We start from the raw sequence: 24,721 nt of genomic DNA on the forward strand, positions 1-24,721 counted from the left end.
AAGGCCGCTCCCACATGGAGGTGCAATACCTGTGGGAGCGGCCTTGTGCCGCGATTGCCGCACCACAAATCCCTGAAATGCCAACACTGGATCTTGTGAGTACCCGAATGCCCCACCCACGCCCTTTCAAGGTTGCACTCAACGGCTACGGCCGAATCGGTCGTTGCGTACTGCGCGCACTCTTCGAGCGGGGGGCGAGGGCAGGTTTCGAGATCGTCGCGCTGAATGACCTGGCAGACCTTGCCAGCCTGGAATACCTGACACGCTTCGACTCTACCCACGGGCGTTTTCCCGGTGAGGTAAAGGTCGACGGCGATTGTCTGCATATCAACGGCAACTGCGTGAAGGTCTTGCGCAGTGCCACCCCTGAAGGCATCGACTGGGCCGCCCTCGGCGTCGACCTGGTGCTGGAATGCTCCGGCGCCTACAACACCCGCGCCGACGCCCAGCGTTTTCTCGATGCCGGCGCCCCACGCGTTCTGTTTTCCCAGCCCATGGCCAGTGAGGCGGATGTCGACGCCACTGTGGTCTACGGTATCAACCAGCACTGCCTGACCGGTGAAGAGCGGCTGGTCTCCAATGCGTCCTGCACCACCAACTGCGGCGTGCCGCTGTTGCGTGTGCTGGACCAGGCGTTCGGCCTGGAGTACGTGTCGATCACCACCATCCACTCGGCGATGAACGATCAGCCGGTGATCGACGCCTATCACCACGAGGACCTGCGCCGCACGCGTTCGGCGTTCCAGTCGGTGATTCCGGTGTCCACTGGTCTGGCACGTGGCATCGAGCGGCTGCTTCCGGAACTTGCCGGACGAATTCAGGCCAAAGCGGTGCGTGTGCCGACCGTCAACGTGTCGTGCCTGGACATCACCCTGCAAACGGGCCGCGATACCACGGCCGAAGAGGTCAACCGGGTGCTGCACGAGGCCGCGCTGAGCGGCCCGCTGAAGGGCCTGCTGGCCTATACCGAGTTGCCGCACGCCAGCTGCGATTTCAATCATGACCCGCATTCGGCCATCGTCGATGCCAGCCAGACCCGGGTTTCCGGTCCAAGGCTTGTGAACCTGCTGGCCTGGTTCGATAACGAATGGGGGTTTGCCAACCGTATGCTTGACGTTGCCGATCACTTTCTGCACGTCGTCCACCCACCCGCACTACTTGCAAACAGCCCTGAAGGACTGCATTCATGACCGTGTTGAAGATGACCGACCTCGATCTGCAAGGTAAACGCGTACTGATCCGCGAAGACCTGAACGTGCCAGTGAAGGACGGCGTGGTCGCCAGCGACGCGCGTATCCTCGCTGCGCTGCCGACCATCAGGCTGGCCTTGGAAAAAGGCGCGGCCGTGATGGTCTGCTCGCACCTGGGCCGCCCGACAGAAGGTGAGTTTTCCGCTGAAAACAGCCTCAAGCCTGTTGCCGACTACCTGGCGAAGGCCCTGGGCCGTGATGTGCCACTGGTAGCCGAGTACCTGGACGGCGTCGAGGTCAAGGCTGGCGAACTGGTGCTGTTCGAGAACGTGCGTTTCAACAAGGGCGAGAAGAAGAACGCCGACGAGCTGGCGCAGAAATACGCGGCCTTGTGCGACGTCTTCGTCATGGACGCCTTCGGCACCGCCCACCGTGCCGAGGGCTCGACCCATGGCGTTGCCAAGTTCGCCAAGGCCGCTGCCGCAGGCCCGCTGCTGGCCGCCGAGCTGGACGCGCTGGGCAAGGCCCTGAAAGCCCCGGCCAAGCCGATGGCCGCCATCGTCGCGGGTTCCAAGGTCTCCACCAAGCTGGATGTGCTCAACAGCCTGAGCTCGGTGTGCGACCAGTTGATCGTGGGTGGCGGCATCGCCAACACTTTCCTCGCCGCTGCCGGCTACAAGGTAGGCAAGTCGCTGTACGAGCCTGACCTGGTCGACACCGCCAAGGCCATCGCCGCCAAGGTGAACGTGCCGCTGCCGGTCGACGTGGTGGTTGCCAAGGAGTTCGCCGAGAGCGCCGAAGCCACCGTGAAGGCCATTGCCGACGTTGCCGATGACGACATGATCCTGGACATCGGGCCGCAGACTGCCCAACAGTTCGCCGAATTGCTGAAAACCTCGAAAACCATCCTGTGGAACGGCCCGGTGGGCGTGTTCGAGTTCGATCAGTTCGGCAACGGCACCAAAGTGCTGGCGAAGGCGGTAGCCGAAAGCCCGGCGTTCTCGATTGCCGGCGGTGGCGACACCTTGGCCGCGATCGACAAATATGGCGTGTCCAAGGATATCTCCTACATTTCTACCGGTGGCGGCGCGTTCCTCGAGTTCGTCGAAGGCAAGGTTCTGCCGGCTGTGGAAATCCTGGAACAGCGGGCCAAGGCCTGACGCGTCCGGCGCTGGCAAAGGGAGCGACCTGATGGTCAAGCGAGTGCCTGTGGTGATCATGGCGGCGTTCCTGGGCGCATGCTCGAGCACGCCCGTACCCGAGGCACATACCTCGGGCGCGCCCAAGGGCGGTTGCTACCAGTCCGAGTGGCAAGCCGAGACAGTGCCTGTGATCAGCAAGCGCCTGGGTCCAGAGGGCCTGGAAAAGTACGATGACGAGCATCAGCGGCGGGCACCGGGCTGCCCCTGAACGGCGCCCTTGACCGCCAGGCAGGCACCTGGCGGGTGCTTCGTGGTCTTGAAGAGGATAATCGATGAAGGCGCTCATGGCCGTGATGGCCTTGGCGGCACTGGCAGGATGCTCAAGCTGGCACGCCTCCGAGCCTGAGCCTGCCGCGGCCAGCTGGACGCAGTGGGTGTGTGACACCCAGGCTCAGGTGCAGTGGCGGTTTACCGATGCCAGCCGCAAAGCGGTGGATGTGCGGCTCGGTGGCGGTGATCAGGTCTACCGTCTCCGGTCCGAGGCGGGTGCCTCGGGCGCGCTGTACAGCGATGGCGTGCTGGCCATGCACACCAAGGGTGATGAAGGCCTGGTGTACTGGGTAGCGACCAATGATCTGATAGGACGGGGCTGCAAGGCACCGTGACTGGCCGGGCCACCGATTTGTGGCTCACACTACTTGAACAGCAGCCGCCCTCATGGCGGGCTTGCATGATAAAAACGACGCTTGTCGGGAGAGAGATACACAATGGCACTCATTAGCATGCGCCAGATGCTGGACCACGCCGCCGAGTTCGGTTACGGCGTTCCAGCTTTCAACGTCAACAACCTCGAGCAGATGCGCGCCATCATGGAAGCGGCTGACAAGACCGACTCCCCGGTCATCGTCCAGGCCTCGGCCGGTGCGCGCAAGTACGCAGGCGCCCCTTTCCTGCGACACCTGATCCTGGCGGCGATCGAAGAATTCCCGCATATCCCGGTGTGCATGCACCAGGACCACGGCACCAGCCCGGATGTCTGCCAGCGCTCGATCCAGCTGGGCTTCAGCTCGGTGATGATGGACGGCTCGCTCGGTGAAGACGGCAAGACCCCGACCGACTACGAGTACAACGTGCGCGTCACCCAGCAGACCGTGGCCATGGCTCACGCCTGTGGTGTTTCGGTAGAGGGTGAGCTGGGCTGCCTGGGCTCGCTGGAAACCGGCATGGCCGGTGAAGAAGACGGCATCGGTGCCGAAGGCGTGCTGGATCACAGCCAGATGCTGACCGACCCTGAAGAAGCGGCCGACTTCGTCAAGAAGACCCAGGTCGATGCCCTGGCCATCGCCATTGGCACCAGCCACGGCGCCTACAAGTTCACCAAGCCGCCTACCGGTGACATCCTGGCGATCGACCGCATCAAGGAAATCCACAAGCGCATTCCCAACACGCACCTGGTGATGCACGGCTCTTCCTCGGTCCCGCAGGAATGGCTGGCGATCATCAACCAGTACGGTGGCGAGATCAAGGAGACCTACGGCGTGCCGGTCGAGGAAATCGTCGAAGGCATCAAGTACGGCGTACGCAAGGTCAACATCGACACCGACCTGCGTCTGGCCTCCACGGGTGCCATGCGCCGCCTCATGGCTCAGAACCCGAGCGAGTTCGATCCACGCAAATTCTTTGGCGAAACCGTCAAGGCCATGCGTGACGTCTGCATCGCCCGCTACGAGGCCTTCGGCACGGCCGGCAACGCCTCGAAGATCAAGCCGATCTCCCTGGAAGGCATGTTCCAGCGTTACGCCAAGGGCGAGCTGGTAGCCAAGGTCAACTGATTCACGCTGCCTGTGCGAGACCTCGAACCCGATGCCTGATGCATCGGGTTTTTTTTGCGCTTGAATCGTTGACCGTTGATCAGCTGCTGAAACATTTCGCCATGATGTCCATCTGATATCTTGCTTCTTCCTGCTTGCAGTCTAAAGTGTTCATCGGATCCAATTGCCTGTCGTAGTCGGCATTACAAGAGAAAAGCATGGATTGCGCTCACACACCGCCACTCGAGGGCGGGTCGGTAGTACTGATCGTTGATGATTATCCCGAGAACCTGCTCAGCATGCGGGCGCTGCTCGCGCGGCAGGACTGGCAGGTGCTGACCGCGAGATCCGGTCGGGAGGCTTTGAGCACCTTGCTCGCCCATGATGTCGACCTGGTTCTGCTGGACGTGCAGATGCCTGAAATGGACGGCTTCGAAGTCGCGCGGCTCATGCGTGGCAGCCAGCGCACGCGGCTGACGCCGATCATCTTCCTGACCGCCAACGAACAGTCCGACGCCGCGGTGCTCCAGGGCTATGCCAGTGGCGCGGTCGACTATCTGTTCAAGCCCTTCGATCCGAAGATCCTCAAGCCCAAGGTCCAGGCCTTGCTGGAGCCGCAGCGCAACCGGCGCATGCTCCAGCGCCTGAGCCGTGAACTCGAGACAGCCCGCGCTTTCAACGCTTCGGTGCTGGACAACGCCGCCGAGGGTATCCTGGTGGTTGGCGAGTGCGGCACCATCAGCTTCGCCAATCCGGCGATCTCGGAGTTGCTCGAGGCCACCGTCGAACGTCTGCAGGGGGCCGAGCTACTCGAGTTCGTGCAGCTTCCCGGTCATGGCGCCTGGACCGAATCGGCCTTCTACCAGGCCTATCTTGGGCGCGAGATCTTTCGTGTGCACGACGCGGTGTTGCGCGCGGCGAGTGGCCAACCCGTGCCGGTCGCGCTATCGTGCGCGCCGCTTTCATCAGAGCAGCACGCCATGGTGGTGACGGTCCTCGACATGTCCGTGGTGCGCAGTCTGCACCAACAACTGGCGCATCAGGCCGTGACCGATCCGCTGACTGGCCTGCTCAATCGGCGTGGTTTCCATCAGGCCGCCGAAGACGCCTTGGCGCGCAACGACCGTCCCGACATGGCCAAGGCCTTGATGTACCTGGATCTGGATGGCTTCAAGGGAATCAATGATTCGCTGGGCCACGAGACCGGTGACCAGGTGCTGCGTTATGTAGCCGAGCAGCTCAAGGAGTGCCTGGGTGCCCAGGCGTTGCTGGGACGCATCGGCGGAGACGAGTTCACGGTGCTGTTCGATGCCTTGCCCTTCCCCGAGCTGGCTGGACGCTTCGCCGAGACCCTGATCGAACGCTTGTCGATGTGCCATCAGTTCGAGGGTTTCGATGTCGGCCTGGGCGTCAGTATCGGCATTGCCACCTATCCAGACTGCGGCGCCACCATCGAGGGCCTGTTGCGCGCCGCCGATGCGGCGATGTACGCGGCCAAGCAGGCCGGCCGCCAGCAGTACCGTTTCTACGACGAGGAACTCAACGGCCGCGCGCGATCGCGGCTGATGCTTGAAGACAGCGTACGCGAGGCGATCGAGGACGAGGCCTTCAGCCTGGTGTACCAGCCCCAGGTGTCTTTCGCCGATGGCCGCCTGCGTGGCTTCGAAGCCCTCCTGCGCTGGCAGCACCCAAGCGCCGGAGACGTCCCGCCCGGGTTGTTCATTCCGCTTCTTGAAGAAGCACGCCTGATCAGCCGCCTGGCGGGATGGATCTACCGCAAGGGCGCCGCCCAGCGCCGCGCCTGGTTCGACCGGTTTGGCCCTGACCTCGTGCTGGGTATCAGCCTCAGCCGCGCGCAGTTCGCCATGCCCAACCTGGTCGAGGAGCTGGCGCGGGTGATCCAGGAGCAAGGCCTCGCACCCTCGCAGCTCGAGGTGGAAGTGGCCGAGACCTCGCTGATGTACAACATCGACGCGGCGGTCAAGCAGGTCCAGCGCCTGCGCGGACTGGGTGTGCGCGTGGCCCTGGATGATTTTGGCGCGGGAGACTGCTCGTTGCGCATGCTGCGCGACCTCCCCATCGACACCCTCAAGCTGGACCGCCATCTGGTTGCGCGCCTGCCGGACTCGGCAGCCGATGCGGCGCTGGCACGCAGCGTCATCCAGCTGTGCAATGCCTACGGCATCACGGTGATCGCCGAAGGCGTGGAGACCCCGGAACAGGCCCAGTGGCTGCGCGATAACGACTGCGAGTATGTACAGGGCTTTCTGGTGGCACGTCCCATGACGCCCGAGGATGCCGGCGCCTTTGCGCAGGAATTTCCCCTGCCCTGGTCATCGGTTGGTTAAACTCGGCTCTTCTTTGCCGAACGCCGTGACATGACCGCCCTACGTTATCTGCAAGCCTACCCTGTTCACCTGCAAGACCAGGTGCGCCAGCTCATCGCCAGCAACCGCCTGGGCGACTACCTGCAGCAGCGCTACCCTGAACACCATGCCGTGCAGAACGACAAGGCACTCTACAGCTATGTCCAGGGCCTCAAGCAGGAGCACCTGCGCAATGCGCCGAACCTCGACAAGGTGCTGTTCGACAACCGCCTCGACCTGACCCACCGTGCGTTGGGTCTGAATACCGCGGTGTCGAGGGTGCAGGGCGGCAAGCTCAAGGCCAAGAAGGAAATCCGCATCGCTTCGCTGTTCAAGGAAGCCGCGCCAGAATTTCTCAAGATGATCGTCGTGCACGAACTGGCGCACCTGAAGGAGCGGGATCACAACAAGGCCTTCTACCAGCTTTGTGAGCACATGCAGCCGGGCTACCACCAGATGGAGTTCGACCTGCGTATCTACCTGACGTACCGGGAACTGCCCGAACCGACCTGAGCCCCAAGGACTTTGCCGATGGAAGTGAGCAAGACCAAGACCAGTTTCTACCGCCGCCTGTATGTGGCCTGGCTGATCGACAGCCAGACCGCCAACAGCGTCCCGGCACTGATGACGGCCACCGGAATGCCCAGGCGCACCGCCCAGGACACTATTGCGGCGCTGGCGGACCTGGATATCGTCTGCGAGTTCGAGCAGGAGGAAGGCGCGCGCAATCATGCCGGGCAGTACCGGATACGTGACTGGGGGGCGGTGGACCGGCGATGGATCGAGCAGCACCTGAAGCAGATCCGCGCGGTGTTGGGCTATCCCTGAAAGCCGTCCGCGGCGCTGCACGCACTGCTCGCGCGCTGCTCGTCAAACCGGCGTGGCCTTGATCAAATGCGCGGCCAGCGTCCGCAACGGGCCCAGCTGGCGGCAAATCAACGCCAGCTGGGTCTGCACCAGCCTCTGGTTTTCATCCAGTTCCTCCGGCATCTGCTCCAGTGCATTGGCCAGCGCTTCCTCTTCGTCGCTGTGAATCGCCACTGGCAGCTTGGCTGACAGGCCATTGGCGATCTCGTCCAGGCTGCTGGCCAGGCTGCTGCCGACGCCGTCGATGAGATGCTCGTGCACCTCGGCCGGCAACGCCGTGTCGCGGTGCGCGCCCAGTCCCGAGAGGTAGCTGAGGAGGGTGTGCGACAGCACCAGGAAACGAAAGCCCACATCCGCTTCCTTACGAAAATGCCCCGGCTCCATCAGCATGTTGGCCAGCGTGGTGGAGAGCGCCGCATCGGCGTTGTGCGCGTTACGGCGGGCCAGGCGGTAGGCGAGATCGTCGCGCTTGCCGTGGGCGTACTGCTGCATGATCTGGCGCAGGTAGATGCTGTTGCAGGTCAGGGTGTTGGCCAGCGCCTTGTTCAAGCGGCGGCCCTGCCAGTCGGGCAGGAACAGGAACACCGCCAGGATGGCGATCAGGCTGCCCACCAGGGTATCGAACAGGCGGGGCAGGAACAGCCCGTAGCCGTCGCCGGTCTGGTTGAAGCAGAACAGCACCATCAGGGTGATAGCGGCCGTGGCCAAGGTATAGCGAGTGGTACGGTTGACGAAGAACACCACCCCGGCCGCCACGGCGAACAACGACTGCACTATAGGACTTGGGAACAGGTCGAACAGCGCCCAGCCCACGGTCAGGCCGATGGCGGTCCCGATGATCCGCTGCACCAGTTTGCGGCGCGTTGCGCCATAGTTGGGCTGGCACACGAACAGCGTGGTGAGGATGATCCAGTAGCCTTGAGTGGGGTGAATCAGGTGCACCATGCCATAACCGATCGACAGCGCCAGAGGCAGGCGCAGGGCATGACGGAACAGCAGTGAAGTCGGTGTCAGCTGGGTGCGCAGGCGGCTCCAGACGTCTTTCAGGCTTCGGGGTGAACGGTCCAGCAGGCTGCTGTCGCTGGCATCAGCCAGGCCGTCGGGGTTGCTCGCGGAACCCAGCAGGCGGTCGAGGGTGGCGAGGTTGGCCGCCAGCGCCCGCAGCGAGCGCAGCAGCCCGCGCCAGGCCGGGTTGCTCTGGATGCGCAGGTGCTCGAGCGAAGCGTGCAGGTCTTCAAGCGTTTCTGCGAAGCCGGTGCCGTAGGCAAACGGCTGACGCAGACGGATCGACTCGGACAGTTGCTGGCAGGCCGTGCCTTGCTGACGCAGCAGGCGCTGGCAACGGAACATCACGTCGCTGTGGAAGAAGGCTTCGGCCAGGGCGTTGTAGGGATAATGCGAGGCACTGACGCGTTCGTGGATGTCCTGGGCCAGGAAGTACAGCTTGAGGTAGCGGCTCACCTTGGAGTTGGGCTGGCTGTTGCCCACCCGGTGCAGGATGATTTCCTTGGCCGTGTTCAGCGCCGCCACCACCTTGCCGTTCTGCTGCGCCAGCTCCAGGCGCCGTGCCTCGATGTCGAGATTGCGCACCGGCTCGAACAGATTGGCCTTGAGCTTGAGGTAGCGGCCCAGCTCGCGGAATAATCGGGCCAGGCTCTGCTGCACCGGCTGGTTGGCGAACAGCGCCTGCCAGAGCACTGACAGCAAGCCGTACCAGGCTGCACCGGCCACCAGCAGCAAGGGCTCATGCCAGAAATCGGTAACCTGCCCGCCGCGCTGGTCCACACCGATCATGGTGTACACCGCCAGGATCAAGGTTGCCGAGGCAATCGCGCCGTAGCGTTCGCCCAGCGCACCGAGCATGGTCAGGCCAAAGGCGGATACCGCCAGCGCGCAGATGAACACCAGCGGATAGGGGAACAGCAGCTCCACCGACAGGGCCGCGATGGTGAAACACACCAGGGTCACGGCCAGGGCGTTGAGGCGGCCTTGCCAGCTGTCGTCGGTCTCCGCCAGGGCACTGGCGATAATGCCGAGGAACAGCGGAATCAGCAGGCTCATCTCGTCCTGGTACCAGCACAGCGCCATGCTGCCGGTAAGCGCGATCAGAACGCGGATGCTGTAGCTGAACTTGTCCTGGCCCCACAAACGACGCAAGGAATGGCGGAAAGACGACGATGACATGATGGGCAGAGGGCCTGCTTGGCTGGGGTCGAGAATGAACCATGCCCGGCGACGGTATGCCGCCAGGCGCCACGGACCAGCAAGAAGCGTTCCGTGGCGGGACGGATTCTAACGCGAAGCCTAGACGAACTGTGCGGCAGCGTTGGCGGAAGCCCAGGCCCACTGGAAATTGAAGCCGCCCAGGTGGCCGCTGACATCCACGACTTCACCGATGAAATACAGGCCAGGGCTTTTAAGCGACTCCATGGTCTTGGACGAGACCTCGCGGGTATCGACGCCGCCCAGGGTAACTTCGGCGGTGCGGTAGCCCTCGGTGCCTGCGGGGACCACTTGCCAGGCCGACAGTTTCTCGGCCACCTGCGCAAGCTCCGCTGGGGTGTACTGTTTCATAGGCTTGGAGACGAACCATTGCTCGGCGAGCAGGTTGGCCATCTTGCGCGTGAACAATTCACCGAGCAGGGTCTTGAGCTCGCTGTTGGGGCGTTCGGATTGCTGCTGTTGCAGCCAGGCCGACGCATCGTGGTCGGGCAGCAGGTTGATTTCAACTGCATCCCCGGCTTCCCAGAACGATGACACCTGCAGGATCGCCGGGCCGCTGAGGCCGCGGTGAGTGAACAGCAGGTTCTCGCGGAAACTCATACCGTTGCAGCTGGCCACACAGTCGAGCGAGGTACCGGACAGTTCGGTGCACAGCGCCTTGAGCTGAGGATCGGTGATGGTGAAAGGCACCAGGCCCGCGCGTGTCGGCAAGACGCTGTGGCCGAACTGGCGCGCGACCTGGTAACCAAAACCCGTCGCGCCCAGCGTGGGGATCGAGAGGCCGCCAGTAGCGATCACCAGCGACTGGCAACGCCAAGGTCCGGCGCTGGTCTCGAGCAGGTAGCCGTCCTCGGCCTTTTCGATCTGCTCGATGCGCGTGTCCATGCGCAGCTGGGCGCCTGCGCTGTCGCACTCGGCCAGCAGCATGTCGAGGATGTCGCTGGACTTGTTGTCGCAGAACAGCTGGCCGAGCTTTTTCTCGTGGTACGGCACGGCGTGCCTGGCCACCAGTTCGATGAAATCCCACTGGGTGTAGCGGGCCAGCGCCGACTTGCAGAAGTGCGGGTTCTGCGAAAGGAAGTTGGCGGGCTCTGAATACATGTTGGTGAAGTTGCAGCGGCCGCCGCCCGACATGAGGATCTTCTTGCCGGGCTTGTTGGCGTGGTCGAGCAGTTGCACCCGACGGCCGCGCCGGGCGGCGGTCAGGGAGCACATCAGGCCGGCAGCGCCGGCACCGATGATGATTACGTCAGTGCTTTGCACAGGGGTTCCTTGAAATTACCCGGTCTGTGGGGATGGCGAGGTGCCTTCAGACAATCCGCACCCGCAACGAGCGGCCCTTGATCTTGCCGCTGCTCAGACGGCTCAAGGCCTGCTTGGCCACGCCACGCTCCACGGCGACGAACGCCTGGAAGTCGAAGATGGCGATCTTGCCGACCTGCTTGCCCGGGATGCCCGCATCACCTGTCAGCGCGCCGAGGATGTCACCCGGACGCAGCTTGTCCTTGCGCCCGGCGCCGATGCACAAGGTGCTCATCGGTGGCAGCAACGGTTCGCCGCCCTTGTTCTTCAGGTTGTCCAGCTGCTCCCAGCGCAACGGGCTCTTCTGCAGCGCTTCGATAGCCTGTGCACGGTGGCCTTCGGCAGGCGCCACCAGGCTTACCGCGATGCCCTTCTCGCCGGCACGGCCGGTACGGCCGACGCGGTGCACGTGAATCTCGGCATCACGGGCCAGCTCGACGTTGATGACCAGGTCCAGGGCATCGATATCCAGGCCGCGGGCAGCGACGTCGGTGGCAACCAGTACCGAGCTGCTGCGGTTGGCGAACAGGGTCAGGACCTCATCGCGGTCGCGCTGCTCCAGGTCGCCATGCAGGGCCTCGGCGACGATCCCCTTGGACTTGAGGTGCTGGACGACGTCATCGCATTGCTGCTTGGTGAAGCAGAAGGCCACGCAGGACTGGGGACGATAATGGCCGAGCACGCGGGTGAGGGCTTCGAGACGGTTCTGCGGCTCGATCTCGATGAAGGACTGCTCGATCTGGCTGTCGGTGTGCAGCGACTCGACCTTCACCTGTTGCGGCTGGCGCATGAACTTGGCAGCCAGTTGCTCGATGCCCGCCGGGTAGGTCGCGGAGAACAGCAGCGTCTGGCGGCGCGACGGGGTGCGTCCGATGATCGCGGCGATGGCATCGAAAAAGCCCATGTCGAGCATGCGGTCGGCTTCGTCCAACACCAGGGTGTTGAGGCCGTCGAGCACCAGGGTGCCCTTGTCCAGGTGCTGCTGCACGCGGCCTGGAGTACCGACGATGATGTGCGCGCCATGCTCGAGCGAAGCGATCTGCGGGCCGAGCGATACACCGCCGCAGAGGGTCAGGATCTTGATGTTGTCTTCGGCGCGCGCCAGGCGGCGCAGTTCCTTGGCAACCTGGTCGGCGAGCTCGCGGGTAGGGCACAGCACCAGCGCCTGGCAACCGAAGTAGCGCGGGTTGATCGGGTTGAGCAGGCCGATGCCGAAAGCGGCAGTCTTGCCGCTGCCGGTCTTGGCCTGGGCAATCAGGTCCTGGCCGCGAAGGATGACCGGCAGGCTCTGGGCCTGGATCGGAGTCATCTGGGCGTACCCGAGGGTGTCCAGGTTGGCCAGCATGGCGGCGGACAGCGGCAAGGTGGCGAAGGCGGTAGCGGTGGTGGTCACGAGGCGGGCCTGAAGGGCAAAAATGCCGAGCAGTGTATCAGCCTCGTGGCCTTTGGCCCTAAGGTTCGATCTGTTCAACCGGACGAGGGACACGCCTTCCGTCTGTTGGCGCCAGTTGCAGGAAGATCGCCGCGGCCAGCATTGCCATCAGGCCGATGCTCAGGAACGTCAGCTGGAAGGCGCCCAGGGTACTTTCCACTCCCTCGGCGCTGCCAGCGGTGGTGAAGCCGCCCAGCAGTGCGCCCGCGCAGGCTACGCCCAGGCTCAGGGAGAGCTGCGCCACCACCGACAGCAGGCCGTTGCCGCTGCTGGCGCTGGCGTCGTCCAGGTCGATCAGGGTCACAGTGTTCATCGCGGTGAACTGCATGGAGTTCACCGCGCCCAGCAAGGCCAGCTGGGCCAGGAGCAGCGGATAGGGCGTGTTCTCGTTGACCAGCCCCAGGCTGCACAGCAGCACTCCTAGCAGCAAGGTGTTCGAGGTCAGAATGATCCGGTAGCCCAGGCGCTCGATCAACGGACGGGCGATGGACTTGGCCACCATCGCCGCGGCAGCCAGGGGAATCATGCTCATGCCGGCCTGGGAGGGTGAGTAGCCCAGCGCAACCTGCAGCAGCAACGGCACCAGGAATGGCAGGGCGCCGCTGCCGAGGCGGGCAAACAGGTTGCCCAGGATACCCACCGAAAAAGTCCGGGTACGGAACAGCCGTGGCGAAAACAGCGGATTCTCGATGCGCCCGGCACGCAGCCAGTAGGCCGCCAGGCACGCCATGCCGGCAAACAGCAGCAGCATCACCCTCAGATGAGGCAGGTGCAGCTCGCCCAGGCCTTCCATGGCAATGGTGATCAGCACCATTGCTGCGCCGAACAGCACGAAGCCGACGCCGTCGAACGCTGTGCGTTCGGCGCCGCGCAGGTCGGGGATGAATTTCCAGACCGCGTAGCATCCCAGCGCACCCACCGGCAGGTTGAGCAGGAAGATCCAGTGCCAGCTGAGAATCTCCACCAGCCAGCCGCCCAGCGTCGGGCCCAGCAGCGGGCCGAGCAGGCCGGGGATGGTGATGAAACTCATGATTCGTACGAGTTCGGAGCGCGGGTACGCTCGCAGCACCACAAGGCGTCCGACTGGCAGCATCAGCGCGCCGCCCAGGCCCTGGATGATACGCGCGCCAACCAGCAGGCCCAGGCTGTTGGCCAGGGCGCATAGCAGCGAGCCGAAGCTGAACAGCAGGATGGCGCTGAAGAAGATGCGCTTGGTGCCGAAGCGGTCGGCGATCCAGCCCGATGCCGGGATCAACAGCGCCACGGTGAGCATGTAGGCGATGATCACCCCTTGCATGCGCAGCGGGTTCTCGGCCAGGTCCAGCGCCATGGCTGGCAGGGCAGTATTGAGGATCGTGCCGTCCAGTGACTGCATGAAGAAGGCGATGGCCACCACCCACGGAATCCAGCGGGCGGTGGTCGGGTCCAGCGGTGTGCGTTCGGGCATGGAGTGGGCCTTTCAAAGCGTACGCATTTCCCGCGTCGGGGCGGCGTTACAGCGTCAGGGTCAATCCTCTGACCAGCGCCCCCGGCAAATGACTCGATCCGGTTTGCCTCTGCCCGTACGTACTGGTCGACAGGATCATCTCGCGCTCGCGTGTCAGCGCTTCGAGCTGGCTGCCAAGCAGGCTGTAGAGGCTGTCGTCGAAGCGCATGGTGCTGACGGGTGCCTGGATCCTGCCGTCCTCGACCCAGAAGGTCGCGAAGCGGGTCAGCCCGGTCATGCGCGCGGCAGGAAGGTCCGAGTAGTTGAGGTACCACAGGTTGCTGATGTACAGGCCAGTGTCCAGCCGGGCCAGCACGTCACTGCCGCCCAGGTCGCCGCCACCCAGGCTCAGCGCGCAGGGCGACTCGTAGCTGTCGGCGCCATTGGCCTCCAGGGCGAACTCGGCCGCGCTGCGAGCGCTCACCAGCCGCTCCAGTGCCCGACCTTCGCTGACCAGCCGCAGATCGCTGCGCGGCGAACCTTCATCGGAGAATGCCGGGCTCAGGGAGCCGCTGACCTGCTCGTCGATGTTCAGCAAGGGGCTGAGCTGTGCATCGCCGCTGTACAGCCGCTGCAAGGGGCTGTCGCCTGTGGCCAGTGACTGGGCCGAGAACCCGCCCCAGCACAGCAGGCCAGTGATTTCCTCGAGCGCGGCCGGTGCCAGGAAGGCGCGGTATTGTCCAGGACTGAGCACCCGCAACGGCCGGCCCAGGTAGTCGAGCTGCTCGCGGGCCTGCTGCAGGCGCGCCGCGAAAGCTTCGCTGTTCCAGCTCTCGCCCGCGTAGTTGGCCTTTACCGCCTGGCCGTTGGCATGGAACAGACTCCAGTCGAAGTTGAAACTGTTGGCCTGGTGCCAGCCAAAGGCGCCGAACGAGCTGGCAAAGCCCCGGCAGACCGGCCCGGCAGCATAGATCCCCACAAGGTCCAGCGCGGCCGCGCCCCGTTCGACTTCGGCCAGCACCTCGCCCAGATCGGGTAGCGGTGCTTCAAGCAGGCTATGGCTCTGCCACGGTTTCTCATCCAGCTTCAGGTAAGGATCGGCGGCAAGCAGCGGCAGGGTTTCGCGCAGTTGGACAAGCGCCTGGTCGAGCCGGTCGCGATCGACCTCCGCCTGGTCGCCGAGCGTGAACTGCATTTCGGCCTGGCGCCCATCCTTGACCAGCCGCAACAAGGCGCTGGCCTGGCTTACGTCGCCGGCCTGGCGCACGCGGCCATGATTGAAGCGGATGAACTGCGATTGCTCGGCGCTGTAGCTCAGGGTGAAGTGCTCGCCAGGGCCAAGCGCGGCGAGCAGGTTATCCACAAGTGTCTGGAAGCGTTGCAGGGGGGTGGCAGCCATCAGGCGTCTCCTCCGAATACGTCGATCTGGCTGAACACGCAGGCCGGCGAGGCGTGCCCGACCCGCACCACCTGGTTGGGTTCGCCCTTGCCGCAGTTGGGCGTGCCCAGTACCTGGAAGGTGCTGCGGTCGCCGACAGCGCTGAGGTTGCTCCAGAAGCGCGCGGAGATCCCCCGGTAGTTGGGATTCTTCACCACGCCCTTGAGCTCGCCGTTTTCGATCAGCTGGCCCCACTCGCAGCCGAACTGGAACTTGTTGCGCGCGTCATCGATGGACCATGAGCGATTGGTGCGCATCAGGATGCCGTGCTCGATGCCGCCGATCAATTGATCCAGAGACTGGTCGCCCGGCTCGATGTTGAGGTTGGCCATGCGGTCGATCGGTGCCCGGTTCCAGCCGCAGGCGCGGCTGTTGGCCACGCCATCCAGACCCGACCGATGCTGTGACAGTGCGCCGCCCAGTGGGCGCAGCAACAGCCCATCGCGAATCAGGAACTGCTTGCTTGCAGGGGTGCCATCGTCGTCATGGCTGTAGCTGGCGAGCTCTTCGCCGATGCTCGGGTCGAAGGTCACGTTGAGCAGGCGCGAGCCGTACTGCAGTTCGCCAAAATCGCTGGCCTTGACGAAGCTGGTACCCGCGTAGTTGCGCTCATCGCCAAGAATGCGGTCCATCTCGAGCGGATGGCCGATCGATTCATGGATCTGCAGCATCATCTGGTCTGGCATCAGCAGCAGGTCCCGCGGGCCGCTCGGGGTGTTGGGGGCGAGCAGCAGCTGGAGTGCCTGGTCGGCGACCCGAGCGCCCGAACCGACCAGTCCGCAGCGCTCGATGACCTCCAGACCGCCTTGCTGGCCGAAGTTCTCGCGGCCAAGGCTGCGGCTCTGGCTGTCCCGCCCGTCGCTCGCGGTGGCGCTGAAACCGGGAAACAGAAAGCGCTGGGCATGGCGCAATTGAGCGCCGGCGTTGTTCAGGTACACCTGCTCGACCGTGCTGATACTCAAGCTGGCCTGCCAGTTCACTAGGCGGCTGTCGCGCGGGACGCTGGCCGACTCCGCAGCCAGCAGCGCCAGGCACTCGGCCAACGGTGGCAGGGGCTGATCAAGATTGGGCGAGTAATGATCGTGGCGCTCGCTGGCCACTGCCTGCTCGCTGAGGTCAAGCAGGGCAACACCGCTGACCTGCCGGGCCAAAGCCTCGGCGCGCTCCAGCGCTTGTTGCAAGCCGGACTGGGAAAGATCGGCGGTGGCCGCATAGGCCTCGACGCCCTTGATGCGCACGGTCAGCATCGCGCCCTGGTCCTCATGCAGGAACGGCGGCTCGGCCACATCGCGGCGCACCGACAGCGACTGCGAAGACTGCCTGACGTGCCTCAGTGAAAAGAACTCGGCCGTGCTGCGCAGCGCGGCGAAGCGCTGGCGCAGCAAGGCGCTGGAATCGAACATGCGGTGACCTCCGGGTACGCGGTGGTTCCCCCTCAGAACCACCCGTCTTTTACGTGCTCAGGCAGGTTTCGTCCCCGGCCCGAAGCGATGCGCGCTCAGTATGGCAGTCTCGCACCTCCCAGGTCAGAAAAAGCCAAGTCGCGCAACATATGATGCCGCTTAATGGACCGGCTCATGGTCCAGCTGCCTCATCTGTGACAGGCGGCTGCGGGTCCTGACGATGTCGGCGATGTCGCTGTGGTCGATCGCTTCGACCAGAGGCAAGGCGCTGATCATGAACACGGTGCAGCGTTTGTCGTAAAGCACGTCCACCAGATTGAGAAACCGTTGCTGGGCGGCTGCCGAGGCCTCTGACAGGCGGGGGACGTCTTCGATGATCCAGCAGGGGTACTGCTTGACCAGCGCCAGGTAGTCCATGGTCGCCGTGGGAGCGTCACAGATGTCGCTGAAGCTCAGGTGCAGCCGCGTGTCCGATGCCGCGATCGCATGCAGCGGGCGATGGTTTACCTGGAGTACCGTTCTCTTGGCCCCAGGATCCGAAAGACCCAGCTGCTTGCGCTGCGACGAGGAGCCGGGGGAGATGAACGCGCCGCGTCCGAAGGTATCGGAGCCTTCAGTGGACAGGCTGCGGTAATCGATGTCGCCGGCAATCGATACGATGTCCATGTGCGCTTCGATCAAGCGGATCGTGGGCAGGAACCGCTCGTGATAAAGCGGGTTGGGCAACAGGCCTTCGGGTGCATAGTTCGAGGTGGTCAGCAGCAGGCAGTCGCGGGCGAAGATGGCCTTGAACACACGGCTGATCAACATAGCGTCGCCGATATCGTGCAAATGGAACTCGTCGAAACACAGCAGCTTGCAGTCCCTGAGCATGTCGTCGAGCGCATCGTCCATGCCACGGTCGCTGGCAGACAATTCGAACAGACGCTGATGCAGTTCCCGGAAGAACTCGTGAAAGTGAACGCGCTTCTTTTCCTTGAACGGTAACGCGTCGAAGAAGGTGTCGAGCAAGAAGCTCTTGCCCCTGCCTACGGGCCCCCACACATAAAGCCCCTTGGGCTTGCGGAGTTGAATCAGGGGTTTGTGCAGGACATCGTCCGCCAATTGGCCGAGTCGGATGGCGCAGGCGCTTTGGTGGGAGTCCAGCGTATAGCCGCGGGATGCCGCAACTGCCTCGATCCGGGAAACAATGTGCTGCATGGGACAGTCCTTGTTGTGATGATTCCCGGGGCCATGTTAGCGAGGTTTCGCTATTGTCGAAAGGCAAGCCCCGGGCGCATCACGCGAAGGAAAAGTGTCCGGTGCGGGTGTAACGCCGCGTTGCACGGCGCTCAAAAGGACCGGACATGGCTGTCAGCCGATAGTCATCAGGCTTGCGTTGCCCCCTGCCGCCGCGGTGTTGACGCTCAGTGCCCGCTCGATCACCAACCGCTCCAGCGCCACGTTGGTCTCCCCGGCAGACAAGCCGTGAACCCCCACGATCGCGCCCGCACGCTTGGCGATCTGCTCGCAGACGCCACGCAACTGGTCGGAATCACCATGGTGCAGGACGGCCTCGAAGACCACGTCGTCCTTCTGCCAGTCGGCAACGAGCTTGATCTTGGCCTGTACGTCTTTCGGCAGGCGGCCACGCAGGGCCTTGCCCGGTTCTGCATCCAGCCACACCGCCGAGCTGCCGACGGACAGGACCGCGGCCAGTTGGGTGAGCAGGTCCGCTTCACTGTCGGCCAGGCACAGCACGTGCTCGCGCGGCAGGATGGTGTAGCTGTTGCGCTCGCCGGTCGGGCCTGGAAGCACGCGGCTGATACCGCTCTGCGACTGCTGGGCAAACTGATCGCACAGGGTCGCGAGGTCGGCATGCTGGTTGCCGGCCGCCCAGGCCTTGAGGCCTTGCAGTGGCTTGAGCAGTGCGTCGCGCAGGGGGTTGCCGGTATTGGCGTCGCCGTCGGTGCGCTTGAAGTGCTGCTCGATGGCATCGGCAGGACGGGTCGACAGCAGGCGGTACAGGTACAGCGGACCACCGGCTTTCGGGCCGGTGCCAGACAGGCCTTCGCCGCCGAATGGCTGCACGCCGACGACCGCACCGACAACGTTGCGGTTGACGTAGACGTTACCGGCGTTGACGTTGTCCACCACCTTGGCGATGGTTTCGTCGATGCGGGTATGCACGCCCAGGGTCAGGCCGTAGCCGGAAGCGTTGATCTGCTCGATGAGCTGGTCGAGGTTACGACGGTTGTAGCGCACGACGTGCAGCACGGGGCCGAAGATCTCGCGCTTGAGCTCGTCGAAGCTGTCCAGCTCGATCAGGGTCGGCATGACGAAGGTGCCACGCTTGCACTCGGCGCCATCGGCGATGGCCACCTGATACACGGAGCGGCCTTTTTCACGCATGCCCTGGATGTGTTTCTCGATGCCCGCCTTGGCTTCGGCGTCGATCACCGGGCCGATGTCGACGGAGAGACGCTCCGGGTTGCCCAGGCGGCTCTGCGCCATGGCACCCTTGAGCATTTCGATGACGCGGTCGGCCGAATCTTCCTGCAGGCAAAGTACGCGCAGGGCAGAGCAACGCTGGCCAGCGCTGTCGAAGGCGGAGGACACCACGTCGATCACGACTTGCTCGGTCAGTGCCGACGAGTCGACGATCATCGCGTTCTGTCCGCCTGTTTCAGCGATCAGCGGGATTGGGCGGCCCTGGGCGTCGAGACGACCGGCAATGTTGCGCTGCAGCAGGCGCGCCACTTCGGTGGAGCCGGTAAACATCACACCCTTGACACGCTCGTCACCCACCAGGCGGGCACCGACGGTTTCGCCGCGGCCCGGCAACAGTTGCAGTACGCCTTCGGGAATACCGGCCTCAAGCAGCAGGCGCACGGCCTGGGCGGCGATGAGCGGGGTCTGTTCGGCAGGCTTGGCCAGCACCGGGTTGCCGGCGGCCAGGGCAGCGGCGACCTGGCCGGAGAAGATGGCCAGCGGGAAGTTCCAAGGGCTGATGCACACCACCGGGCCCAGTGGGCGGTGGGCGTCGTTGCTGAAATCGTTGCGCGCCTGTACGGCGTAGTAGCGCAAGAAATCCACGGCTTCGCGCACTTCGGCGATAGCGTTCAGGTAGGTCTTGCCAGCTTCGCGGACCAGCAGGCCCATCAGCGGCTGGATCTCGGCCTCCATCAGGTCGGCGGTACGCTCCAGGATCGCGGCGCGCTCGGCCGGCGGGGTGGCCTGCCAGATCGGTGCGGCGTTGAGGGCGCACTGGATGGCCTTGTCGACGTCGCCGACTGTTGCCTCCTGGACGTGACCGACAACATCGCGATGGTCCGACGGGTTGAGCACCGCGGCAGCAGGCTCTTGGCTGGAGGTGCAGCCCAGCAGCGGCGCGGCTTTCCACTCAGTGTGGGCAGTCGCCAGCAGGGCGCAGGACAGCGACGCCAGACGGTGTTCGTTGGCCATGTCGATGCCGGCCGAGTTGGCCCGCTCGCTTCCATACAGGTCACGCGGCATCGGGATGCGCGGATGAGGCAGGCCAACGCTGCCTTCCTGCGCGGCCATGCTCTCGATGCTGGCAACCGGGTCGGCGACCAGTTCCTGGATCGACAGCGAATGGTCGGCGACGCGGTTGACGAAAGAGGTGTTGGCGCCGTTTTCGAGCAGGCGGCGCACCAGGTAGGCCAGCAGGGTCTCGTGGGTGCCAACGGGCGCATACACGCGGCACGGACGGTTCAGCTTGCCTTCTGAAATCTTGCCTACAACCTGCTCGTAGAGCGGCTCGCCCATGCCATGCAGGCACTGGAACTCATACTGCCCAGGGTAGTAGTTCTGACCGGCAAGCTGGTAGATGGCCGACAGCGTGTGGGCGTTGTGGGTAGCAAACTGCGGGTAGATGGCCTCAGGCACCGACAACAGCTTGCGTGCACAGGCAATGTAGGAAACGTCGGTGTAAACCTTGCGGGTGTAGACCGGATAGCCTTCCAGGCCTTCCATCTGCGCGCGCTTGATCTCGCTGTCCCAGTAAGCCCCTTTCACCAATCGGATCATCAGGCGGTGACGGCTGCGGCGTGCCAGGTCGATCACATAGTCGATCACGTACGGGCAGCGTTTCTGGTAGGCCTGGATCACGAAGCCGATGCCATTCCAGCCGGCCAGCTGTGGCTCGAAGCACAGGCGCTCGAGCAGGTCGAGGGACAGCTCCAGGCGGTCGGCTTCCTCGGCGTCGATGTTCAGGCCGATGTCGTACTGCTTGGCCAGCAAGGTCAGCGACAGCAGGCGTGGATACAGCTCTTCCATCACGCGCTCGTACTGGGCACGGCTGTAGCGTGGATGCAGGGCGGAGAGCTTGATGGAAATGCCAGGGCCTTCATAGATGCCGCGGCCGTGGGAGGCCTTGCCGATCGAGTGGATCGCCTGCTCGTAGGAGGCCAGGTATTTCTGCGCGTCGTGCTCGGTCAGTGCGGCTTCGCCGAGCATGTCATAGGAGTAACGGAAACCCTTGGACTCGAAGCGGCTGGCGTTGGCCAGGGCTTCGGCAATGGTCTCGCCGGTGACGAACTGCTCGCCCATCAGGCGCATGGCCATGTCGACGCCCTTGCGGATCATCGGCTCGCCGCTCTTGCCAATGATGCGGCTGAGCGAAGAGGTAAGGCCGGATTCATTGTGGGTGGATACCAGCTTGCCGGTCAGCAACAGGCCCCAGGTCGCGGCATTGACGAACAGCGATGGGCTGTTGCCCAGATGCGGCTGCCAGTTGCCGGTGCTGATCTTGTCGCGGATCAAGGCATCGCGAGTACCTTTGTCGGGGATGCGCAACAGGGCTTCGGCCAGGCACATCAGCGCCACGCCTTCCTGGGAGGACAGCGAGAACTCCTGCAGCAAGCCCTGAACAATCCCGGCACGGCCGCCAGCACTTTTCTGGTTGCGCAGCTTGTCGGCGAGGGTCGCGGCCAGCTTGTTGGTCGCATCGGCCAGCGGCGCGGGGAGGCGGGCCTGCTCCAGCAGCATGGGTACGACTTCCTGCTCGGGGCGGCGGTACGCGGCGGTGATGGCCGAGCGCAGGACCGATTGCGGCAGGATGCTTTCGGCAAACTCCAGGAAACACTGGTGGTTATGATCGGCCTGCACTTCGACCACTTCGTCAGCGGCAATGCTGGCATGACCGTTGATTTCGGCCAGGGTGGCGCCACCCTCGAGCTTCTCCAGATAGTTGAAGATCGCCTGTTTGATCAACCAATGCGGCGTGCGGTCAATGGACTGCGCAGCTGCTTTGAGTCGCTCACGGGTAGGGTCGTCGAGTTTGACCCCAAGGGTGGTCGTCGCCATTTCTTATCCTCATTATTGCCACGGCTGTGGCTTAAGCTGGCGCCAAGATTAGCCGTCGGACAGTGAGGGTGCAACCGGGTGCAACCCATTTTTTGTAGGAAAAGGATGCAACTGGTCGGGCATCCAAAACCCCATGATGAAAATGGGTGCTCTCGGAGCACTTTTTTCCTAAAACGCTCACGCCGTGCTTCAAAACGGGGCAATAAGCGTCCATTTGTAAGAAAAATCTGAAGAGGTGCAACTGAGAGTGGAAAGTGGTTGCACCCGATTCGCTTTGTTGAATAGGATTCGCCGCCTGGGTGCAACCGATCTCCAGGTTGCTGCTACATAAAAACAAACGCCAGGGCACAACAATGGGTGTATTCAATCCAATCACGACTACGTTCGTGATCTACATCGCAATAATGGTGCTGATCGGCTTCATGGCCTATCGCTCTACCAATAACCTCTCTGACTATATTCTTGGCGGCCGCAGCCTCGGCAGCGTGGTGACCGCACTCTCGGCCGGTGCATCGGACATGAGCGGCTGGTTGCTGATGGGCCTGCCAGGCGCCATCTACATGTCGGGTCTCTCCGAAGCCTGGATCGCCATCGGTCTTACCGTCGGTGCCTATCTCAACTGGCTGTTCGTTGCCGGACGCCTGCGGGTGCAGACCGAGCACAACGGCGATGCGTTGACCCTGCCGGACTACTTCACCAGCCGTTTCGAAGACAAGAGCGGTCTGCTGCGGATCATCTCGGCCGTGGTCATCCTGGTGTTCTTCACCATCTATTGCGCATCCGGCATCGTTGCGGGCGCACGGTTGTTCGAAAGCACCTTCGGCATGTCCTACGAGACCGCCCTGTGGGCTGGCGCCGCTGCTACCATCGCCTACACCTTCGTGGGTGGTTTCCTGGCAGTGAGCTGGACCGATACGGTGCAGGCTTCGCTGATGATCTTCGCGCTGATCCTGACCCCAGTGATCGTGCTGATCTCCACGGGCGGCCTCGACACCACGCTCCTCGCCATCGAAGCGCAAAACGCGGCAAACTTCGACATGTTCAAGGGCGCTACCTTCATTGGCATCATCTCGCTGATGGGCTGGGGCCTGGGCTACTTCGGCCAGCCGCATATCCTGGCGCGGTTCATGGCCGCCGACTCGGTCAAGTCGATCGCCAACGCACGCCGTATCTCCATGACCTGGATGATCCTGTGCCTGGCCGGTACCTGCGCCGTGGGCTTCTTCGGTATCGCCTACTTCTCGGCCAACCCTGACCTTGCAGGTCCGATCACCGAGAACCCTGAGCGTGTCTTCATCGAACTGGCGAAAATCCTGTTCAACCCGTGGGTTGCCGGTGTGCTGCTGTCGGCCATCCTGGCGGCGGTGATGAGCACCTTGAGCTGCCAGCTGCTGGTCTGTTCCAGTGCGCTGACCGAGGACTTCTACAAGGCCTTCCTGCGCAAGGGTGCGTCGCAGCGCGAGCTGGTGTGGGTCGGCCGCATGATGGTCCTGGCGGTTGCACTGATCGCCATCGCCATGGCAGCCAACCCGGAAAACCGCGTGCTGGGCCTGGTGTCCTACGCCTGGGCCGGCTTCGGCGCCGCCTTCGGTCCGGTAGTGCTGCTTTCGGTCCTGTGGAAAGGCATGACCCGCAACGGTGCACTTGCTGGCATCGTGGTCGGGGCAGTGACCGTGATCCTGTGGAAGAGTCTTGAGACAGGTCTCTACGAGATCATTCCTGGCTTCGCCCTGGCTACGCTGGCCATTGTCGTGGTCAGCCTGATGGGGCGTCCGAGCGCCGGCATGGTTTCTCGCTTCGAAACCGCTGACGCGGCGTATCACGCCGACAAGTAAGGCTCTCAGAACCTTCGCCTGAGACGGCCCGCACCTCACCGAGGTGCGGGCCGTTGTCGTTTTGGCGGGCGTCACCTGACGGGCGCGATGCGACAGGTTAAACTTCACGGCCTTGCAGGAGTTGCCATGAACTATCGTCACGCCTTCCACGCCGGCAACCATGCCGACGTCTTCAAACACCTTGTCCTGACCCGGCTGATCGCCCTGATGTCACGCAAGGAGCAGCCTTTCGCCTATCTCGACACCCATGCCGGGTTGGGTCTGTACGACCTGCAGGGCGACCAGGCGAGCCGCACCGGCGAGTACCTTGAAGGTATCGCGCGCCTCTGGGGGCGCGATGACCTGCCGGCGCTCACCGCCGACTACCTGCGCATCATCCAGCGCCTGAACCCCGATGGCGAGCTGCGTTACTACCCCGGCTCGCCGGAGCTTGCGCGGCGCCTGGTGCGCCAGCAGGACCGTGTGCAGCTCAACGAGAAACACCCCGAAGACGGTCGCCTGCTCAAGGAAAACATGAAGAAGGATCCGCGGGTGACGGTGCACCTGGGCGAGGGCTGGCACGTGCCCCGGGCACTGCTGCCGGTGCAGGAAAAGCGCGCCGTGATGCTCATCGATCCGCCTTTTGAGCAGGCCGACGAACTCAAGCGCTGCAGTCAGTCGATGAAAGAGGCCATTGGCCGCATGCGCCAGACGGTGGCAGCGATCTGGTACCCGATCAAGGACCAGCGCCAGCTCGTGCGTTTCTATCAGGACCTCACCAGCACTGGCGCGCCGAAGCTGCTGCGGGTCGAGCTGTACGTGCATCCGCAGGACAGCCCGCAAGGCCTGAACGGTTCTGGCCTGGCCATCGCCAACCCGCCCTGGGGGCTGGAAGAAGAGCTGCGCGAACTGCTGCCGTGGCTGTCCCAGGTGCTGGCCCAGACCCGGGGCAGCTGGCGCATGGACTGGTTGATCGCGGAGTGAGGATGGCCGCCAGAGC

The 24,721-nt window shown here is 63.7% G+C and carries 18 protein-coding genes; 10 read left to right on the forward strand and 8 right to left on the reverse strand.

Annotated features, from left to right (window positions below; all coding sequences use genetic code 11):
• Nucleotides 1–107: 107 nt before the first annotated feature.
• From epd to AC0ZZU_RS02600, 8 genes are all read left to right on the forward strand, one after another.
• Nucleotides 108–1,190: an erythrose-4-phosphate dehydrogenase gene (gene epd, locus AC0ZZU_RS02565; protein ID WP_476338808.1), complete on the forward strand. Its 1,083-nt coding sequence runs from the start codon at nt 108–110 to the stop codon at nt 1,188–1,190.
• Nucleotides 1,187–2,350, forward strand: coding sequence for a phosphoglycerate kinase (locus AC0ZZU_RS02570; RefSeq protein WP_476338810.1), 1,164 nt, complete (start codon nt 1,187–1,189; stop codon nt 2,348–2,350). Before epd ends, AC0ZZU_RS02570 begins: the two co-directional genes overlap by 4 nt.
• A 31-nt stretch (nt 2,351–2,381) precedes the next feature.
• Complete coding sequence (locus AC0ZZU_RS02575; RefSeq protein WP_476338812.1) at nt 2,382–2,600, forward strand: hypothetical protein; 219 nt, start codon at nt 2,382–2,384, stop codon at nt 2,598–2,600.
• 64 nt (nt 2,601–2,664) lie between these two features.
• Nucleotides 2,665–2,997, forward strand: coding sequence for an MliC family protein (locus AC0ZZU_RS02580; protein ID WP_476338814.1), 333 nt, complete (start codon nt 2,665–2,667; stop codon nt 2,995–2,997).
• 102 nt (nt 2,998–3,099) lie between these two features.
• On the forward strand, nt 3,100–4,164 hold the full coding sequence (fba, locus tag AC0ZZU_RS02585) for a class II fructose-bisphosphate aldolase (RefSeq protein WP_158458579.1): 1,065 nt from the start codon (nt 3,100–3,102) through the stop codon (nt 4,162–4,164).
• 197 nt (nt 4,165–4,361) lie between these two features.
• Nucleotides 4,362–6,491: a putative bifunctional diguanylate cyclase/phosphodiesterase gene (locus AC0ZZU_RS02590; RefSeq protein WP_476338816.1), complete on the forward strand. Its 2,130-nt coding sequence runs from the start codon at nt 4,362–4,364 to the stop codon at nt 6,489–6,491.
• Between the two features lie 30 nt (nt 6,492–6,521).
• Entirely contained in the window at nt 6,522–7,022 is a 501-nt protein-coding gene (locus tag AC0ZZU_RS02595; RefSeq protein WP_476338818.1) for a M48 metallopeptidase family protein, read from the forward strand.
• A gap of 18 nt (nt 7,023–7,040) precedes the next feature.
• The gene (locus AC0ZZU_RS02600; RefSeq protein WP_476338820.1) at nt 7,041–7,337 is read left to right on the forward strand and encodes a winged helix-turn-helix domain-containing protein; all 297 of its coding nucleotides are present in this window, start codon (nt 7,041–7,043) and stop codon (nt 7,335–7,337) included.
• A 42-nt stretch (nt 7,338–7,379) separates the two neighbouring features.
• Here AC0ZZU_RS02600 and yccS read toward each other — a convergent pair whose 3' ends face one another.
• The 8 genes from yccS to putA all read right to left on the reverse strand — a co-directional run bounded on the left by yccS (nt 7,380) and on the right by putA (nt 21,907).
• Nucleotides 7,380–9,560: a YccS family putative transporter gene (gene yccS / locus AC0ZZU_RS02605; RefSeq protein WP_476338822.1), complete on the reverse strand. Its 2,181-nt coding sequence runs from the start codon at nt 9,558–9,560 to the stop codon at nt 7,380–7,382.
• A gap of 120 nt (nt 9,561–9,680) precedes the next feature.
• Entirely contained in the window at nt 9,681–10,862 is a 1,182-nt protein-coding gene (locus tag AC0ZZU_RS02610) for a BaiN/RdsA family NAD(P)/FAD-dependent oxidoreductase (RefSeq protein WP_476338824.1), read from the reverse strand.
• A 46-nt stretch (nt 10,863–10,908) separates the two neighbouring features.
• Complete coding sequence (gene dbpA / locus AC0ZZU_RS02615; RefSeq protein ID WP_476339116.1) at nt 10,909–12,246, reverse strand: ATP-dependent RNA helicase DbpA; 1,338 nt, start codon at nt 12,244–12,246, stop codon at nt 10,909–10,911.
• A gap of 106 nt (nt 12,247–12,352) precedes the next feature.
• A complete protein-coding gene (gene mdtD, locus AC0ZZU_RS02620) occupies nt 12,353–13,780 on the reverse strand; it encodes a multidrug transporter subunit MdtD (protein WP_476338826.1) in 1,428 nt (475 codons plus the stop codon).
• Nucleotides 13,781–13,826: 46 nt separating this feature from the next.
• On the reverse strand, nt 13,827–15,158 hold the full coding sequence (locus AC0ZZU_RS02625) for a TldD/PmbA family protein (RefSeq protein WP_476338828.1): 1,332 nt from the start codon (nt 15,156–15,158) through the stop codon (nt 13,827–13,829).
• Nucleotides 15,158–16,600: a TldD/PmbA family protein gene (locus tag AC0ZZU_RS02630; protein WP_476338830.1), complete on the reverse strand. Its 1,443-nt coding sequence runs from the start codon at nt 16,598–16,600 to the stop codon at nt 15,158–15,160. Before AC0ZZU_RS02630 ends, AC0ZZU_RS02625 begins: the two co-directional genes overlap by 1 nt.
• Nucleotides 16,601–16,759: 159 nt before the next feature.
• A complete protein-coding gene (gene zapE / locus AC0ZZU_RS02635) occupies nt 16,760–17,800 on the reverse strand; it encodes a cell division protein ZapE (RefSeq protein ID WP_476338832.1) in 1,041 nt (346 codons plus the stop codon).
• A gap of 153 nt (nt 17,801–17,953) precedes the next feature.
• Entirely contained in the window at nt 17,954–21,907 is a 3,954-nt protein-coding gene (putA, locus tag AC0ZZU_RS02640) for a trifunctional transcriptional regulator/proline dehydrogenase/L-glutamate gamma-semialdehyde dehydrogenase (protein WP_476338834.1), read from the reverse strand.
• A 353-nt stretch (nt 21,908–22,260) separates the two neighbouring features.
• Between putA and putP the strand changes: the two genes are divergently transcribed.
• On the forward strand, nt 22,261–23,742 hold the full coding sequence (gene putP, locus AC0ZZU_RS02645; protein WP_476338836.1) for a sodium/proline symporter PutP: 1,482 nt from the start codon (nt 22,261–22,263) through the stop codon (nt 23,740–23,742).
• Between the two features lie 126 nt (nt 23,743–23,868).
• Complete coding sequence (locus AC0ZZU_RS02650) at nt 23,869–24,705, forward strand: 23S rRNA (adenine(2030)-N(6))-methyltransferase RlmJ (RefSeq protein ID WP_158458563.1); 837 nt, start codon at nt 23,869–23,871, stop codon at nt 24,703–24,705.
• Nucleotides 24,706–24,721 lie beyond the last annotated feature (16 nt).

It is taken from the genome of Pseudomonas sp. JE3303 (genome assembly GCF_056312565.1).